This is a genomic window from Sulfuricaulis limicola, from assembly GCF_002355735.1.
Taxonomy (GTDB): Bacteria; Pseudomonadota; Gammaproteobacteria; order Acidiferrobacterales; family Sulfurifustaceae; genus Sulfuricaulis; species Sulfuricaulis limicola.
Genome location: NZ_AP014879.1, coordinates 571,996 through 587,419, shown reverse-complemented (window position 1 = coordinate 587,419; position 15,424 = coordinate 571,996). Strand labels below are relative to the sequence as shown.

Below are 15,424 nucleotides of genomic sequence, written 5' to 3'. Positions count from 1 at the left end.
GTCAGTTAAGTGGGAGGGACTGACATACCTGTTTACACTCTTCCCGTTTCAACCATTCAGGAGTAATGATTATGAGCGATGCACCTAAAACCCGGCCCAAGGTTCCCGAGGGCAAATCACGTTTTGTGAAAACGACTCAACAAGCGCCTAATGCAAAGGGCTTCGTCGGCTATAAAACCACCTGGGAACCTTTCCAGAAAGAAGTGCCCTACAAAACCCCCAAGAAGCCCTGAGTCAGTCAGCCGCGCGCACCGGCAAGGCCGCGCGGCAACTCAAGGCAGATTTAGTTTGTGATATGCACGCTTTTATAGCGTGCTTTATTTATATCCGAAAAATTGAATACGGCTAAGCCACTTGTACACCGAGTACTAGCAAGTGACAGCAGACACATGCTAATTTAATTTAAAGCTTAAATACGCTTGGAAAGCCGGTAATCCACATTAATAAATGCACCAATATCTGCCAGGAAGCGAATCGTTCTGGCACCGAAACCGACATCGGGCGCTGATTCTTTTTTATCAACGGACAAAACCAGGACCACACCGATCCTCGGTGACAGGTTATGGCTTTTACAGATTTCCAGGATCTTGTCCTTCGCCGGTTCGATTTGCTTGATCAGCTCGTCCGTCAACTTGTAAACGTCGATATCGTCGGTAACCGTCTCGGTCGACAACTCCCAAGAGCTCAGCACCGGCTTGTTCATCTCACTGTTGGCACCGGAAGCATCGATCGAGGTGGGCTGTATACCAAGATGCTGTGTCACGTGGTCGGGATTGAAATGATAGCCCGCCAATGTGAAGTGGGCCCGCGCTTCATTACTTGCCAAAGTTTTACCCTCATTATTTGTTTGTGGACATAACAGTTAACAGTAATGCCAGTTGTTACTTGTGTGATTATTCTGGCACGTGTTCACCGGCTCACGGTACTATGCGAAAACCGGTGAATGGCACATGGAAAAGTTGCCCGCGCGCCACATCATAAAATAAAAGGCGTTGCTTGAAACGGCCGGGCTCGATTATTCCTGCACGCCCTTGGCGGCCGGAACGCTGAGCCCCGCCGTCAGGGTAAAGCGCATGGCCTCCTCGAACGACATGTCCACCGGCTGCACCGCGGCGCGCGGGATCAGCGCGGTGTCGCCGCCTCCCGCAAATACAATGTCTTTCAGGCCGCTTTCTTCACCAGCACCTTCACTTTCGGCCGTGCCTGCCGGCTCACCGCCCACAGGTCGTACTGCGCCTGCATGTTCACCCACAGCTCGGGCTCAGTGGCGAAGGCCGAAGCCAGGCGCAGCGCCATGTCCGGCGTCACCGGCGCGCGGCCATTCACGATGGCCGAGACGTGCTTGCGACTGACGCCCAGCGCCTTGGCGGCCTGAGTGACCGTAATATTCAGGGGCTTCAGGTACATCTCCCGCAGAATTTCGCCCGGGTGCGCGGGGTTGTGCATGCGCGAAGCCTTCTCAGTGATAGTCGCCATAGTCCACCTCGCAGGCGTGGCCTTCCTGGAAACGGAAGATCACGCGGTAATTTTCATCCACGTCCACCGCCCAGCGGCCTTCCGGCTTGCCCTTGAGGGGGTGCAGCCGCAACCCCGGGGCATCCATCTGCCGTGCCTGGGTGGCGGCGTTGAGCATGGTCAAGATCAGCCGCAGGCGCTTCACGTGCTTGGCCTGAACCTTGCGGGCGTTGCCGGTGTGGAACAGGTCCGCCAGGCCCTTGTGCCGGAAGCTCTTGATCATGTACCCACAAGCGTAACCTATGCGGTAACAGGCTGCAACCTTACGGGTTACAGCCTTATTTATCAGTCAGCCGTGAAACCCGGAAAATCAGAAATTAAAGAAACCGGGTTCAACTGCTTTTCGCGGCCGGAACGCTGAGCCCCGCCGTCAGGGTAAAGCGCATGGCCTCCTCGAACGACATGTCCAGCGGCTGCACCGCCGCGCGCGGGACCAGCACGGTGTAGCCACCGACCTGATAGCTCATGGGCAGGTACACCAGGATCATCCCGGGTTCACTCATATTTGGCGGCAGGCCGGCGAGATCATCGCGCGTGACGAAGCCCATGACGCGCAGGTCGGTGTTGCCGAAGCGCACCAGCACCACCTGCTGCGGGCCCTGCTTCTGTGGCCGCGACAGGAAAACAGTAAAGTCGCGCAGCGCCCCGTAGACCGTCTTGACCACCGGCACCCGGTACATCTGCTTCTCGGTCCAGGCAAAGATATTGCGCGCGGCCCAGGTGCGCATCAGCAGGCCCACGAAGAATATCAGCACCACGCCCAGAACCAGGCCGAGGCCGGGGACAAAGACCGCCTCCGGCAACACGAGGTGCAACACCTTGTCCAGGACGCGCTCGATCGTGAGCGTCACCCAGACCAGGAGATAGAGAGTCAATACCACCGGCAGTGTCACGGCGAGGCCGGTGAGGAAGGTGCGAGTGATTTTTTTCATGGGATGTCCTCTGCTGACGCTGTTGCCTGCACTTTACTGGATTCCCGCCTGCGCGGGAATGACAGACAAAAACATCATCCCGGGTCAGGCGCCGACCTGCTGCACCCCGACCAGCACCCACCGGACGATCCCGCTAACCACCAGCGCCACGCCGATCGACAGCGACACCGACGCCAGCGCCTGGCGGCGGCCGATGGTCTTGAGCATCACCGCGAAGGTCGACACACACGGAAAGTAGAAAGTGAGAAAAATCAGAAACGTCATGATCTGCACCCAGTCCAGGTGCGCGCCGATGTCGAAGGTACCAAGCGCCTGGTACACCATCAGCAGCGACAGCTCCTTGCGCAGCACGCCGAACAGGATCGGCACGCCGAGCAGCGCCGGCAGGCCGAGCCACCAGACGGTGATCGGCGTGAACGCGGTATTGATGGCGTCGTCGGCGCCCACATGCGACAGCAACGCCAGCACCACGCTGCCGCCGACCAGCAGCGGCGTCACGATGGTGAGAATGTCGCGGGTGCGCTCCCAGGTCGCGGGCAGCAGCGTGGCGAGTCGCGGCAGCGCGTAGGAAGGAATCTCCTGCACCTGACCGGGGCCGCTCTCGGGATAACGGCGCGTGAGAAACTTCCCCAGCAGCGCGATTACGATCATGCTCAGCAGGAAGATCGCGAACACGCCGAGCCCACCGAGATATTTGCCGGCGATCGCGAGGATGATGGCGGAGCGCGCCGAGCATGGCACAAAGGTGATCAGCAGCGAGGCGATGAGGCGTTCGCGGCCGCGGGTGACGCGGGACGCCGCGGAAAGCGCCGGCACGTTGCAGCCGAGCCCGGTCAGGAACGGCACGGCGACGCCGCCGTGCAGGCCGAGGTGATGGAAGCCGCGGTCCACGACAAAGGCGATGCGCTGCATGATCCCGGACTCCTCCAGCGCCACCAGCAGCAGCACCAGCGGGATCATGTACGGCACGACGATGCCGATGAGGCCGATGAGACCGTCCGCCACCGCGCGCCCGATCACGCCGCCGGTCGATTGCGGCTGCCATGGCGAAATCCACTCGACCAGCCTGGCCGAGGTCACGGAGTCGATCCAGACGCTGACCTCGAACACCACGAACAGCACCACGGCGAACACCGCGAGGCTCCCGAGCAGGCCCCACTGCGGATGCAGGAACAGTTCGTCGAGCCAGTAGCGCCAGCCGCGGCCCGGGTGCGGCGCGCCGAGGCGGGTTACCGACTCAACCAGCATGGCGGCGCGGTGATGCCGGTCGGCGTGCAGTTCCTCGGCGAGCGGGCGCGGCAGGGCTTGCTCGGCCGCACTGCGCAACTGCATCAGTTGCGGCAGCAGCTCGGGAAAGTGCTGCTGCATCTCGGCGCGGAAGTAGCTGTCGTTCTGCGCCAGTTGCATGACCAGCAGCGGGTGCGGCACGCGGAACGCCGTCTGGATCTCCGGGCGGTTGAGCGCCTGGCTCAGGGGCTGGAGTTTTTCGCAGAGGTGCTTGCTCGCCGGATGCGGCAGCGGACAGGCCTTCCCGCGCACCGCCTCGACGGCGGTCTTGAACAGCTTCGCGATGCCCTGCCCCATCAGCGCAACCGTCGGCACCACCGGGATGCCCAATTGCCGGCTCAAGGCCGCGGGCTTGATGTGCAGTCCCTTCTTCCAGGCCTCGTCCATCATGTTGAGCGCGATCACCATCGGCCGTCCGAGCTGACTGAGTTCCAGGGTGAGTTCCAGATGCCGCGCCAGCGCGGTCGCGTCCATGACCTGAATGATCACATCGGGCGGGGCAAACGGGGCCGGCGGAGCGCCGGGTTCGTGCACCTTCACCGGCGGCAGCTCGTCACCCCACAGCAGGTATTGCAGCGCCACCAGGTCGTCGGGCGGCAGGTCGTGCAGCGTCTGGATGCTCGGCAGCTCAACCACGCGCGCCTCGTCCAGCCCGATCTGCACCGCGCATTCGTTGTAGGCGCGGCGCGTGCCGCCGAGCTCGCCGGTGCGGATCGAGGTGCTGGAAACGGCGTTGAACAGCGTGCTCTTGCCGCTGTTGGGCATGCCCACGAGCGCGATGCGCAGCCTCCGCTTGCCGCGGTAGAGCGGTTCGCGCAGCGGAATCGCCGCGACCTGGCGGGTCTTGTTCATGGCGGTCCTATTGTTCCGCAAAACGCCACGCGGCAACAGGAAAACCGCGGGCCCGTGGATTCGACGATTTTGAACTGTTTTTCCGGGACCTGGCTGGCGCTATCCGCGCCTTGGCGCGCGGCCTTGATTTATCCTATCCCCCTGGATAGGATATGCCGCCATGAAGAAACACGCATCCCATCCCAAGATCATCCAACGACTGAAGCGGGTCGACGGCCACCTGCGCAGCATCGTGACCATGCTGGAGCAAGGTCGAAGCTGCCTCGACCTGGCGCAGCAACTACACGCAGTCGAAAAAGCCGTCGGCAACGCCAAACGCGAGCTGATCCACGATCACATCGAGCATTGCCTCGAGGACGGCACGGGTTCGGACGGCAAGTCCAGCCTGAAAGAACTCAAACAACTCACGAAATACCTGTAACTCCGTATGGAACCGTCGACGCCACGCACCAACCCGACACCCCAACACGCTCACGGTCATATGTGGCTAGTGGGCGCGCTCGGCGTGATCGCGGGGCTCGTGCTGATGGTTTACGTCCCCTCCCTCAAGCCCGTCTCGAACGTGCTTTTTCTTTTCGCGGGGTTTCACCTCGTGGGTGCGGTCGTGCTGGCCGCCTCGATTTACGTCATGGCGGGCCGGGGAATTTTCCGGCGCTGGTCACGGCGTAGAAACGCTAACGATGACGCCGCGAAATACGATTTCGGCTGGGCGCCGGCCTGGACGCTGGGACCCTGGATTGCAGCGCTCGTCATGGCCTCGGCCACCGTGGCGGTGTACGCGGCCGCTCCCGCCTGGTGGCCGTTCGCGTTCCTGTTCACCCTGCTCGCCGCGAGTTTCTTCGCGGGGGCGCTGATCACCGCGTCATCGACGCGGCCCGATCATGCCGTTCTGCCGATGGTCGATTTGCTGTCGGGCGAGTCCGATCTGGTTCTCGACGGCGGTTGCGGCGCGGGAAGAACGACCGTCGCCCTGGGTCGCGCCCTGAAGAAAGGACGCATCGTCGCGCTCGACCGCTTCGATTCCGACTATATCGAAGGCGGCGGCCGCGCGCTGCTGGAACGGAACCTGCGTCTGGCCGCGCTCGACGAGCGCGTGGAGATCAGACAGGGCGACCTCACCCAACTGCCATTCCCCGACCGGACCTTCGACAGCGCCGTCAGCGCTCACGCCATGGATCATCTTGGGCCGCAAATTATCCAAGGGCTGAGTGAAATGCGGCGCGTCCTGAAACCGGGCGGGCGTTTCCTGCTGGTCGTGTGGGTGCCGGGCTGGGCGATGTTCGCCATCGCCAGCGTGCTGGCGTTCTTCCTGACCGGCAAGCGCGAGTGGAAACAGCTCACAAACCGCGCCGGCTTTCAGATACGGGACCAGGGCCACTTCAACGGATTCTGGTTCCTGCTGCTGGAGAAACCCGCGTCAGCCGCGCTGGCGGGCGACTGATAACCCGGAGCCGAGCCATGCCTGCCCACGATCTTTCCCGCTGGACCCACGATCACGCGTTTCATGCCGGCAACCCCGCGGCGGAGCGCGGCACGCGCGCGGTGATGTGGATCACCGCCGTCATGATGGTCGTCGAGATCGCCGCCGGCTGGTGGTACAACTCCATGGCGCTGCTGGCGGACGGGTGGCACATGAGCTCGCACGCGGTCGCCATCGGCTTGAGCGCGTTTGCCTATGCGGCCGCGCGCCGTCACGCCGGCGACGCGCGTTTCGCCTTCGGCCCGTGGAAAATCGAAGTGCTCGGAGGTTATACCAGCGCGATTTTCCTGCTCGGCGTCGTGGTCATGATGGTCGTCGGCTCGGTGGAACGGCTGATGTCGCCCCAACCCATCCACTATGTCGAGGCCATGATCATCGCGGCCGTCGGCCTCGCGGTGAACGTCGTATGCGCGGTCATCCTCGGCAACGCCCACCACGATCACGGCGGGCATGAACATCACGGGCACGCCGACCACCATCACCACGATCTGAATCTCAAATCCGCCTACGTGCACGTCCTCGCCGACGCCGCCACCTCGGTGCTGGCGATCATCGCGCTGGCCGGCGGCTGGCTCTATGGCTGGTCATGGCTCGACCCGGTCATGGGCATTGTCGGCGCCGGGCTGGTGGCGTTGTGGGCGAAGAAGCTGCTGACGGAAACCGGAAAGGTGCTGCTGGACCGCGAAATGGACCATCCAGTCGTGGAGGAAGTGCGCCGGGCGATCGAATCCGGCGCCGGTCGTGGCAATGTGGATATTACCGACCTGCATGTCTGGCGCGTCGGCAAGCAATCGTACGCCTGCGCCATCAGCCTCGTCACGCACGATACCGGTCTTACCCCCGCTCGCGTGCGCGAGTGGCTCTCGGAACACGAGGAGATCGCGCATACGACCATCGAGATTCACGTCTGCACAAACTGTTAGCGCGCCGTCCGGTCAACGCCGAAGAGCGTTTGAAGCGGCAGCAAGCCGGGTCAGATTCTCTCGCGGACCCCGGGCGACTCAGTAGCGCCCGTGGGTCCGGGTCACGTAGTCGGTGAGCTGCTGCGTCTCCTGGTTCATGCGCAGCAGGTTGGCGTGCGTGATGCGGAACATCGCGCGCATGACCTTGTAGACGATGCGCGGGTGAGTGGCGATGAGCGTCTCGAAGCGGTCGGGCGCGAGCGTGTACACCGTGGCCGGACCGACGGCGCGCAGGGTGGTGCGGCGCGGCATGGCGTCGACGAACGAGCGCGCGCCGGCGCACTCGCCCTTGTTCATCATGTAGGCGACCTGCTCGGTGCCGTCGCGGGTATTGCTCACGGCGAGCTGGCCCGCCACCAGCACGAACAGGGTGCGTTCCGGACCGCCTTCACGCACGAGCGTCTCGCCGTCTTTCAGCGTGCGGCTGCCCATCAGGGCGGCCAGGGCCTCGGCCTCGGGTTTGTCGAGTTCGTCGCCCAGCGCGGAGGCGCGCACGAGATCGGCTTGCACTGGCTGGCTCATGGATAGGTCCTCCGTTAACAGGAAAGCGGTTGCCGTGTCGCACTGCCCGGATCGACGCGTGCCGTGGCACTATTCTAGCCGCGCTGTCCCGGGATAGATTGACCAGAATTAAAATATCCGAGTATTCCGGTCAGGGATGCTCACGCGCCATGCGCGAAACCGGGTTTCCGGGAAGGGAGAGATATAAAAATATAAAAGCCGCCCATGAGGCGGCTTTTATATGTTCGGCGGGTTACGGCGCGCCCCTCACCCCTTGCCCTCTCCCGCTCGCGCGGGAGAGGGAGAGTTGGCGATACGGCGATTTTATTATTGGCGCCTAACCCGCCCTACAGTAGAGATAAGAAAAAATTACCGCGGAAATGTCAGCACTTCGGCGGTGACCAGATCGTTGCCGCTCTGTCCACCGCTGCGGGTGTTCTTGGCGGAATCGTTGCGCTGGTTCTCGACGCGGTCGAGGTAGGCCGGTGTGACGTCGCCGGTGATGTACTCGCCGTTGAAGCAGGAAGCGTCGAACTTCTGGATCTTGGGATTGCCCTCGCGCGCGGCCTCGATCAGGTCTTCGAGGTCCTGATAAATCAGCTTGTCGGCGCCGATGGCCTCGGCGATCTGCGCTTCCGTGCGATTGTGGCCGATCAGCTCCTGGCGCGACGGCATATCGATACCGTACACGTTGGGGAAGCGCACCGGCGGCGCGGCCGAGGCGAAGTACACCTTGCGCGCGCCGGCGTCACGCGCCATCTGGATGATCTGCTTGGAGGTCGTGCCGCGCACGATGGAGTCGTCCACCAGCAGCACGTTCTTGCGGCGGAACTCGACGTCGATGGCGTTCAGTTTCTGGCGCACCGATTTCTTGCGCTCGGCCTGGCCCGGCATGATGAAGGTGCGGCCGATGTAGCGGTTCTTGATGAAGCCCTCGCGGTACGGCAGGTCGAGCTCGTAGGCCATCTGCAGGGCCGCGGTGCGCGAGGTGTCGGGGATCGGGATCACCACGTCGATGTCGTGGTCGGGCCAGACGCGCTTGATCTTGCCGGCGAGGCGCTCGCCCATGCGCAGGCGTGTTTTGTGCACGTAGATGCCGTCCATCATCGAGTCGGGACGGGCAAAATAAACAAATTCGAAAATACATGGGGCATGTATCGGCTTCTCGGCGCACTGCTGGCTGTGCACCTGCCCGTTCACATCCACCATGATGCACTCGCCCGGCGCGACGTCGCGCACCAGGTCGAAGCCCACCACGTCGAGCGCGACGGACTCGGAGGCAAACATGTATTCCGTGCCCTGGTCGGTCTCGCGCTTGCCGTACACCAGCGGGCGGATGCCCCAGGGATCGCGGTACGCGAGGATGCCGAAACCGGTGACCAGCATGGTCACGGCGTAGGCGCCGCGGCAGCGCCGGTGCACGGCGGACACGGCCTTGAAGATATGCTCCGGCGCCAGCCGCAGCTTGGCGACCGCCTGCAATTCATGCGCGAACACATTGAGCAGGATTTCGGAATCGGAGTCGGTGTTGATGTGCCGCAGGTCCTCGCGGTACAGCTCGTCCTTGAGTTGATCTGCATTCGTGAGATTTCCATTGTGCGCCAGCGCCAGGCCGTAGGGGGAGTTCACGTAAAACGGCTGGGCCTCGGCCGGCGAGTCGCAGCCGGCGGTGGGATAGCGCACGTGACCGATGCCCATGTTGCCCTTGAGGCCGAGCATGTGGCGTTCCTGGAACACGTCACGTACCTGGCCGTTGTCCTTGCGCAGGTGGATGCGGTTGTCGTCGCAGGTGAGGATGCCGGCGGCGTCCTGGCCGCGGTGTTGCAACACGAGCAGGCCGTCGTAAAGGGCCTGGTTTGCCGGGGATTTACCGAGAATGCCGATGATTCCGCACATGCCGAGGGAATCTCCTTCACTTAAAACGCAATTCTAGCCGTAGCGGATGTGCTGGGCAATATCACGCGGGATATAGCCTGCTACATAGAGCGCGGCGCGCTCGAAAACCGGCGCCATCGCGGACTCGCGCCACCAGTCGCGCTGGGGGAACGGCGTCAGGCCGGCGACGAGGAATACCACGACAACCACCACGGCGCCGCGCGCCGCGCCCACCAGGCCGCCGAGCACGGTATTGGCGAGCCGGAAGCCGCGCCGGAGAGGGAAATACTTGTGCAGCAGCCACGAAGCTACCACGCCCAGCACAAACACCACGGCAAAGATCAGCACGAAGGCGGACAACTGGCGCAGCGCCTCGTCCTGTACCAGGCCCCGCAACAGGCGCGACAGCGGTGCGGCATAAAACCAGGCCAGCACGCAGGCCAGCACCCAGGTCAGCAGCGAAATCGCCTCGCTCAGCAGGCCGCGCCAGGCGCCAAGCGCGACGAAGAGCGCGAGCGTGGCAAGGATCAGCAGATCAAAACCGTTCATGCGCGCTCACGAAGGCGACTGCACCACACCGGTCACGCCGGTTTCCTTGCGGATCAGCGCCTGCGCCTTGTCCGCTTTGGCGCGGTCGGCGAACGGCCCGACGCGCAGGCGCATGGCCTTCTTGCCGCTGACCGTGACCGAATCCGCGTGCACCGAATGCCCCAGCGTCTTGAGCTTGTCGCGCAGGCGCGCGGCGTTCTGGAGATTGGTGAAGGTGCCGACCTGCACCATCCAGCCGTCTTCGGGTTTCACGGCGGCGGTTTTAACCGAGGCCGGCTCCGGTTTTTTCGCCTCGGCCGGCTTCTCCGCCGGCAAAGCGGATTTGGTCTCCGGCACGGGCATGGGCTCGACCGGCACCTGCACAACTTTCACCGCATCGCTGCTTTCCGGCGGTTTCGGATCTTCTACAGGCACCGGTGTAACGACCATCCTGGTCTCGGTGACTTCCGCGCGCGGCGGCGCTTCGCGCTCGCCCTTGAGTTCCGGCGGCGGCTCACGCCCGCTCAGGATCATGGGCACGAAAATCACCACCAGCGCGACCAGTACGATCGCGCCGACAATGCGGTGTTTGGGGTTGAATTCGGGACGGGCGTCGTCTCTGTCCGCCATGGGCTTCACGCTTTTCCGAGAGCGGCCAGTATATCACCGACCGTGTGAAAGGAGCCAAAGACGACGATGCGGTCCGCCTCGCCGGCGTCACGCCGGGCGGTGGCCCAGGCCTGGTGCACGTCGTCGAATGTCTGCGCGGGTGCGGGCACGCCCGCCGCCGTCAGCGCCTCGACCAGTTGCACCGCCGTGGCCCCGCGCGGCAGGTGCAGGCTCGCCGGATACCAGCGATCCACCAGCTCCGCCAGCGGGCCGACAACTGAAACAATGTCCTTGTCCTTGAGCATGCCAAACACCGCGAGCGTGCGGCCCTCGATACGCTGCTGTTTCAATGTCGCCGCCAGCGAGCGCGCCGCCTGCGCGTTGTGCGCCACGTCCAGCACGCACATCGGCCGCCCGGGCAGCACCTGGAAGCGGCCCGGGATCACGCCGGACAGCAGCCCTTCGCGGACATCCGCCTGCGTCACCGGGAAACGATCCACGAGCGCCTCGAGCGCCGTCAGCGCGCAGGCGGCGTTGTACAGCTGGTAATCACCGCGCAGCGAGGGATGCGGCAGGCCGGCGCGCAGGCGCTCGCCGCTGCGCCAGGTCCAGTCCGTGTTGCTGCGCTCGATTTGGAAATCATGTCCGACCTGCAACAGCCTGGCGCCGATACGCGCGGCCTCGGCGGCGATGATTGCCGGCGGATTCGGATCGCCGCAGATCGCCGCGCGACCGGCACGGAAAATCCCGGCCTTCTCGCGGCCGATGGCCTCGCGCGTCGAACCGAGCCAGGCGACGTGATCGATATCCACGGCCGTGACGATGGAAACATCGGGGTCGATGGCGTTGACGGCGTCGAGCCGCCCGCCCATGCCGACCTCCAGCACCGCGATGTCGATGTTCGCGGACCGAAACAGGTCGAAGGCGGCGAGGGTCCCGAATTCGAAATAGGTCAGCGGCACCGTCCCGCGCGCGGCCTCGATGCGCTCGAAGGCGCCGCACAGCTCAGCGTCGGTGGCGTCGCGGCCGTCAAGGCGAACCCGCTCGTTGTAGGCGATGAGATGCGGCGAGGTGTAGGCGCCGACCTTGTAACCGGCGCGGCGCAGGATGGCTTCGCACATGGCCGTGGTCGAGCCCTTGCCGTTGGTGCCGGTGATGGCGATGGCGGCGTACGGCGGGCGGCGCAGTCCCATGTTGTCGAGCACGGCGTGCACCCGTTCGAGCCCGAGCTCGATCGCGCGCGGATGCAGCGTCTCGATCCACGCCAGCCAGTCGGCCAGCGTGCGCGTCTTGAGGGAATCGGTGGACCGGTTCAGGGGGATTCGGAGATCCCGGATTCGGTTTCCGGAGTCCGGGACGGCTGGCCGGCGGGCGCGGGCTGGCGCGTCAGCATCGCCAGCAGGCTGGCGAGCTTGTCACGCATTTCGCGCCGGTCGATGATGAGGTCAATGGCGCCGTGATCCACCAGGAATTCCGAGCGCTGGAAGCCCTCGGGCAGCTTCTGGCGCACGGTCTGCTCGATCACGCGCGGGCCGGCGAAGCCGATGAGCGCGCGCGGTTCGGCCACGTTGATATCGCCCAGCATGGCGAAACTGGCCGACACACCGCCCATGGTCGGGTCCGTCAGCACCGAAACGAACGGGATGCCGGCGTCGCTCAGGTGCGTCAGCGCGGCGCTGGTCTTGGCCATCTGCATCAGCGACATCAGCGCCTCCTGCATGCGCGCCCCGCCGCTGGCGGAAAAACACACCAGCGGGATTTTCTTTTCCAGGCACGTGTTCACGCCGCGCACGAAGCGCTCGCCCACCACCGCACCCATGGAGCCGCCCATGAAGCCGAACTCGAAGGCGCCCGCCACCAGCGGCATGCCCTTGAGTGCACCTTCCACAACAATCAGCGCGTCGCGCTCGCCGGTGGTCTGCTGCGCCTCGGCCAGGCGGTCGCGGTATTTCTTGGTGTCCTTGAACTTCATGGGATCGACCGGGAACAGGGTCGCGCCGATTTCGGTGCGCGGTTCCGGATCGAGAAAAATGTCGAGCCGCCGGCGCGCGCCGATGCGCATGTGATGCGCGCACTTGGGGCAGACGTCGAGGTTGCTTTCGATCTCGGCGTTGTACAGCACCGTGGCGCAGGCGGGGCATTTTTTCCACAGGCCCTCGGGCACCGAGGTCTTTTTGACGCCGGTCTGGCTCTTGATCTTGGGCGGGACCAGCTTGTCGAACCAGCTCATCGGCTTGCTCCGGTGGCGGAAGTCGGGGTCAGAGTGGCGCGGTCCATGGCCTCGCGCAAGCGGGCGATGAAGGCCGGCACCTCATTCAGGATTTTATCCGGATTCGCCGCCATTTCCTCCATGCGCCGGACCACGGCGCTGCCGACGATGACGGCATCGGCCACCACGGCGACCTCGGCCGCGGCCTCGGGGCTGCCGATGCCGAAGCCGACGCCGAGGGGCAGCTTCGTATGGGCGCGGATTTCCCTGAGTTTGGCCGTCACCTCGCGCACATCCAGGTTGGCCGCCCCGGTCACGCCGCGCAGCGAGACATAATAGATAAACCCGCTCGCGGCCCGGGCGATGAGCCTGATGCGCTCGGCCGGGCTGGTCGGGGACAGCAGGAAAATGGTATCCAGGTGTCGCGGCTTGAGCGCGGACTGCAGGGCCTCCGCCTCTTCCGGCGGCAGGTCCACGGTGAGCACGCCGTCCACGCCGGCATCGGCGGCCTCGGTGGCAAAGCGCGTGTAACCCATGGCCTCGATGGGATTGAGATAGCCCATGAGCACCACCGGCGTGAGGTTGTCCTTGTCGCGGAACTCGCGCACCAGCGCCAGTACCTGCGCGAGGCTGACGTGATGTTTCAGGGCGCGCTCGGCGGCGCGCTGGATCACCGGGCCGTCGGCCATCGGGTCGGAGAACGGCACGCCCAGCTCCAGGACATCCGCGCCGCTTTTGACCAGCGCGTGCATCAACGGCACCGTCACCCACGGCGCGGGGTCGCCCGCCGTTATATAAGGTATGAGGGCGCGGCGGCCATCCTGCTTCAAGGCCTCGAATTTCTGCGCGATGCGTGACATCAGATCTTGATTCCTTCCAGGTTCGCGACCGTGTGGATGTCCTTGTCGCCACGGCCGGAGAGATTGACCACGATGATCTTGTCTTTCCCGAGTTCCGGCGCAAGTTTTTTGGCGTAAGCCAGCGCGTGGCTGGATTCCAGCGCCGGCATAATACCCTCGGTGCGGGTCAGCTCATGGAAAGCTTCGAGCGCCTCTTTGTCGGTGATGGAAACATATTGTGCGCGGCCGGAATCCTTCAGATACGCATGCTCCGGGCCCACGCCCGGGTAATCGAGTCCGGCGGAGATGGAATGGGTCTCGGTGATCTGGCCGTCCTCGGATTCCAATAAATAGGTGCGGTTGCCGTGCAGCACGCCGGGCCGTCCGGCGCACAGGGTCGCCGCATGGTGCCCGGTCGCCACACCCTCGCCTGCTGCTTCGACTCCATACATCGCCACGTCCTTGTCCTTGATGAAGGGATAGAACAGGCCGATGGCGTTGGAGCCGCCGCCGACACAGGCGACGAGCGCGTCCGGCAGGCGCTTTTCCTGCGCCTTGATCTGGGTGCGCGTCTCGCGCCCGATCACGCTCTGGAAATCGCGCACCAGCATCGGGTAGGGATGCGGGCCAGCGACGGTGCCGATGATGTAAAAGGTGTTCTCGACGTTGGTCACCCAGTCGCGCATGGCCTCGTTGAGCGCGTCCTTCAGCGTCTTCGAGCCGGACTCGACCGGCACCACCTCGGCGCCGAGCAGCTTCATGCGAAACACATTGATCGCCTGGCGCTTGATGTCCTCGGAACCCATGTACACCACGCACTGCATGCCGAAGCGCGCCGCGACCGTGGCGGTGGCCACGCCATGCTGACCGGCGCCGGTCTCGGCGATCACGCGCTTCTTGCCCATGTGGCGTGCCAGCAGCGCCTGGCCGATGGTGTTGTTGATCTTGTGTGCGCCGGTGTGGTTCAGGTCCTCGCGCTTGAGGTAAATCTTCGCCCCGCCCCAGTTTTCGGTCAGGCGTTTCGCCAGGTACAGCGGGCTGGGGCGTCCGACGTACTGGCGCAGGTCGTCGTCGAATTCCTTCTGGAAGTCCTTGTCGTCGCGCAGGCGCTCATAGGCCTCGCGCAGTTCCTTGAGCGGCTGCATCAGGGTTTCGGAAACGAAAATGCCGCCGTAAGCGCCGAAATGGCCGCGTTTGTCGGGGAGATCGTAGGCGCTCATGCGTTTCGTACTGCCTCGATGAAAGCGGAAATTTTCTGCGCGTCCTTGATGCCCTTGCCACTCTCCACCCCGCTGGAAACATCCACGGCGAAGGGACGCAGCTTGCGCACCGCCTCGGCGACGTTCTCCGGCGTCAGGCCGCCGGCCAGAATCACCGGCTTGCCCAGATCGGCCGGAACCAGACTCCAGTCGAAAGTCTGGCCGGAACCGCCGGCGACATTCAACGCCGCCGTGTCGAGCAGCAGGCCTTCGGCATCGGCGTATCGATGCGCCTGGTCATGCAGATTGACGTCGGGTCGCATGTGAATGGCTTTGATGTAGGGCCGGTGATAACGGCGGCACTGTTCCGGGGTCTCGTTGCCGTGAAATTGTAACAGATCGAGCGATACGCGGTTGAGCACGGTTTCCACGGTATCGGGCGCGGCATTCACGAACAGGCCCACCACGGTGACGAACGGCGGCAAGGCGCGCATGATCGTCTGCGCCTGCTCCGGCTTCACGTAACGCGGGCTTTTCGGCTCAAACACGAAACCAATGGCATCGGCCCCGGCGCGCGCCGCGGCCGTGGCATCCTCGATGCGGGTGATGCCGCAGATTTTGACGCGCGTGCGCATG

The 15,424-nt window shown here is 64.1% G+C and carries 18 protein-coding genes; 4 read left to right on the top strand and 14 right to left on the bottom strand.

The window, feature by feature from the left end; genetic code table 11:
• The first annotated feature begins 71 nt into the window (after positions 1–71).
• Positions 72–233 (top strand): hypothetical protein, encoded by a 162-nt coding sequence (locus tag SCL_RS14215; protein ID WP_172425897.1) that lies wholly within the window; start codon positions 72–74, stop codon positions 231–233.
• Positions 234–409: 176 nt separating this feature from the next.
• Here the strand turns inward: SCL_RS14215 and SCL_RS02915 are convergent, their stop codons facing one another.
• The 5 genes from SCL_RS02915 to SCL_RS02895 all read right to left on the bottom strand — a co-directional run bounded on the left by SCL_RS02915 (position 410) and on the right by SCL_RS02895 (position 4,586).
• Positions 410–826 (bottom strand): DUF4279 domain-containing protein, encoded by a 417-nt coding sequence (locus SCL_RS02915; protein ID WP_172425896.1) that lies wholly within the window; start codon positions 824–826, stop codon positions 410–412.
• A 335-nt stretch (positions 827–1,161) separates the two neighbouring features.
• Entirely contained in the window at positions 1,162–1,476 is a 315-nt protein-coding gene (locus tag SCL_RS02910) for a HigA family addiction module antitoxin (RefSeq protein ID WP_096359834.1), read from the bottom strand.
• Positions 1,460–1,738 (bottom strand): type II toxin-antitoxin system RelE/ParE family toxin, encoded by a 279-nt coding sequence (locus tag SCL_RS02905; protein ID WP_096359833.1) that lies wholly within the window; start codon positions 1,736–1,738, stop codon positions 1,460–1,462. Before SCL_RS02905 ends, SCL_RS02910 begins: the two co-directional genes overlap by 17 nt.
• Positions 1,739–1,847: 109 nt before the next feature.
• A complete protein-coding gene (locus SCL_RS02900) occupies positions 1,848–2,447 on the bottom strand; it encodes a DUF502 domain-containing protein (protein WP_096359832.1) in 600 nt (199 codons plus the stop codon).
• An 84-nt stretch (positions 2,448–2,531) separates the two neighbouring features.
• A complete protein-coding gene (locus SCL_RS02895; protein WP_096359831.1) occupies positions 2,532–4,586 on the bottom strand; it encodes a ferrous iron transporter B in 2,055 nt (684 codons plus the stop codon).
• Positions 4,587–4,746: 160 nt separating this feature from the next.
• Between SCL_RS02895 and SCL_RS02890 the strand changes: the two genes are divergently transcribed.
• From SCL_RS02890 to dmeF, 3 genes are read left to right on the top strand one after another with little or no spacing between them, the layout of a single operon-like run.
• Positions 4,747–5,007: a metal-sensing transcriptional repressor gene (locus tag SCL_RS02890; protein WP_096359830.1), complete on the top strand. Its 261-nt coding sequence runs from the start codon at positions 4,747–4,749 to the stop codon at positions 5,005–5,007.
• A 60-nt stretch (positions 5,008–5,067) separates the two neighbouring features.
• Positions 5,068–6,027, top strand: coding sequence for a class I SAM-dependent methyltransferase (locus SCL_RS02885; RefSeq protein WP_172425895.1), 960 nt, complete (start codon positions 5,068–5,070; stop codon positions 6,025–6,027).
• A gap of 17 nt (positions 6,028–6,044) precedes the next feature.
• Positions 6,045–6,989 carry a CDF family Co(II)/Ni(II) efflux transporter DmeF gene (dmeF, locus tag SCL_RS02880; RefSeq protein WP_096359828.1) on the top strand — a complete coding sequence of 315 codons (945 nt, stop codon included), beginning with the start codon at positions 6,045–6,047 and terminating at the stop codon, positions 6,987–6,989.
• A 78-nt stretch (positions 6,990–7,067) separates the two neighbouring features.
• Here the strand turns inward: dmeF and SCL_RS02875 are convergent, their stop codons facing one another.
• The 9 genes from SCL_RS02875 to SCL_RS02835 form a co-directional block, all read right to left on the bottom strand.
• Positions 7,068–7,550 carry a Crp/Fnr family transcriptional regulator gene (locus tag SCL_RS02875; RefSeq protein ID WP_096359827.1) on the bottom strand — a complete coding sequence of 161 codons (483 nt, stop codon included), beginning with the start codon at positions 7,548–7,550 and terminating at the stop codon, positions 7,068–7,070.
• A 348-nt stretch (positions 7,551–7,898) separates the two neighbouring features.
• Positions 7,899–9,425, bottom strand: coding sequence for an amidophosphoribosyltransferase (gene purF / locus SCL_RS02870; RefSeq protein WP_096359825.1), 1,527 nt, complete (start codon positions 9,423–9,425; stop codon positions 7,899–7,901).
• A 33-nt stretch (positions 9,426–9,458) separates the two neighbouring features.
• Complete coding sequence (locus tag SCL_RS02865) at positions 9,459–9,953, bottom strand: CvpA family protein (protein WP_096359823.1); 495 nt, start codon at positions 9,951–9,953, stop codon at positions 9,459–9,461.
• A 6-nt stretch (positions 9,954–9,959) separates the two neighbouring features.
• Complete coding sequence (locus SCL_RS02860; RefSeq protein WP_096359821.1) at positions 9,960–10,562, bottom strand: SPOR domain-containing protein; 603 nt, start codon at positions 10,560–10,562, stop codon at positions 9,960–9,962.
• Positions 10,563–10,567: 5 nt separating this feature from the next.
• The gene (gene folC, locus SCL_RS02855) at positions 10,568–11,776 is read right to left on the bottom strand and encodes a bifunctional tetrahydrofolate synthase/dihydrofolate synthase (RefSeq protein ID WP_231969846.1); all 1,209 of its coding nucleotides are present in this window, start codon (positions 11,774–11,776) and stop codon (positions 10,568–10,570) included.
• Positions 11,777–11,853: 77 nt separating this feature from the next.
• Positions 11,854–12,771, bottom strand: a complete 918-nt coding sequence (accD, locus tag SCL_RS02850; RefSeq protein WP_096359817.1) for an acetyl-CoA carboxylase, carboxyltransferase subunit beta — start codon at positions 12,769–12,771, stop codon at positions 11,854–11,856.
• Positions 12,768–13,610 carry a tryptophan synthase subunit alpha gene (trpA, locus tag SCL_RS02845; protein WP_096359815.1) on the bottom strand — a complete coding sequence of 281 codons (843 nt, stop codon included), beginning with the start codon at positions 13,608–13,610 and terminating at the stop codon, positions 12,768–12,770. The genes accD and trpA overlap by 4 nt, the downstream gene beginning before the upstream one ends.
• Positions 13,610–14,809: a tryptophan synthase subunit beta gene (gene trpB, locus SCL_RS02840; RefSeq protein ID WP_096359813.1), complete on the bottom strand. Its 1,200-nt coding sequence runs from the start codon at positions 14,807–14,809 to the stop codon at positions 13,610–13,612. Before trpB ends, trpA begins: the two co-directional genes overlap by 1 nt.
• A complete protein-coding gene (locus SCL_RS02835; RefSeq protein WP_096359811.1) occupies positions 14,806–15,423 on the bottom strand; it encodes a phosphoribosylanthranilate isomerase in 618 nt (205 codons plus the stop codon). The genes trpB and SCL_RS02835 overlap by 4 nt, the downstream gene beginning before the upstream one ends.
• Position 15,424: the final 1 nt, after the last annotated feature.

What these genes read in the sequence shown, in the direction of transcription:
- SCL_RS02900 (WP_096359832.1), bottom strand. Translation starts at nt 2,447, where the DNA reads ATGAAAAAAATCACTCGCACCTTCCTCACCGGCCTCGCCGTGACACTG.
- SCL_RS02890 (WP_096359830.1), top strand. Translation starts at nt 4,747, where the DNA reads ATGAAGAAACACGCATCCCATCCCAAGATCATCCAACGACTGAAGCGG.
- SCL_RS02860 (WP_096359821.1), bottom strand. Translation starts at nt 10,562, where the DNA reads ATGGCGGACAGAGACGACGCCCGTCCCGAATTCAACCCCAAACACCGC.
- trpB (WP_096359813.1), bottom strand. Translation starts at nt 14,809, where the DNA reads ATGAGCGCCTACGATCTCCCCGACAAACGCGGCCATTTCGGCGCTTAC.
- SCL_RS02875 (WP_096359827.1), bottom strand. Translation starts at nt 7,550, where the DNA reads ATGAGCCAGCCAGTGCAAGCCGATCTCGTGCGCGCCTCCGCGCTGGGC.
- SCL_RS14215 (WP_172425897.1), top strand. Translation starts at nt 72, where the DNA reads ATGAGCGATGCACCTAAAACCCGGCCCAAGGTTCCCGAGGGCAAATCA.
- accD (WP_096359817.1), bottom strand. Translation starts at nt 12,771, where the DNA reads ATGAGCTGGTTCGACAAGCTGGTCCCGCCCAAGATCAAGAGCCAGACC.
- trpA (WP_096359815.1), bottom strand. Translation starts at nt 13,610, where the DNA reads ATGTCACGCATCGCGCAGAAATTCGAGGCCTTGAAGCAGGATGGCCGC.
- dmeF (WP_096359828.1), top strand. Translation starts at nt 6,045, where the DNA reads ATGCCTGCCCACGATCTTTCCCGCTGGACCCACGATCACGCGTTTCAT.
- SCL_RS02865 (WP_096359823.1), bottom strand. Translation starts at nt 9,953, where the DNA reads ATGAACGGTTTTGATCTGCTGATCCTTGCCACGCTCGCGCTCTTCGTC.
- SCL_RS02835 (WP_096359811.1), bottom strand. Translation starts at nt 15,423, where the DNA reads ATGCGCACGCGCGTCAAAATCTGCGGCATCACCCGCATCGAGGATGCC.
- SCL_RS02885 (WP_172425895.1), top strand. Translation starts at nt 5,068, where the DNA reads ATGTGGCTAGTGGGCGCGCTCGGCGTGATCGCGGGGCTCGTGCTGATG.
- purF (WP_096359825.1), bottom strand. Translation starts at nt 9,425, where the DNA reads ATGTGCGGAATCATCGGCATTCTCGGTAAATCCCCGGCAAACCAGGCC.
- SCL_RS02895 (WP_096359831.1), bottom strand. Translation starts at nt 4,586, where the DNA reads ATGAACAAGACCCGCCAGGTCGCGGCGATTCCGCTGCGCGAACCGCTC.
- SCL_RS02905 (WP_096359833.1), bottom strand. Translation starts at nt 1,738, where the DNA reads ATGATCAAGAGCTTCCGGCACAAGGGCCTGGCGGACCTGTTCCACACC.
- SCL_RS02910 (WP_096359834.1), bottom strand. Translation starts at nt 1,476, where the DNA reads ATGGCGACTATCACTGAGAAGGCTTCGCGCATGCACAACCCCGCGCAC.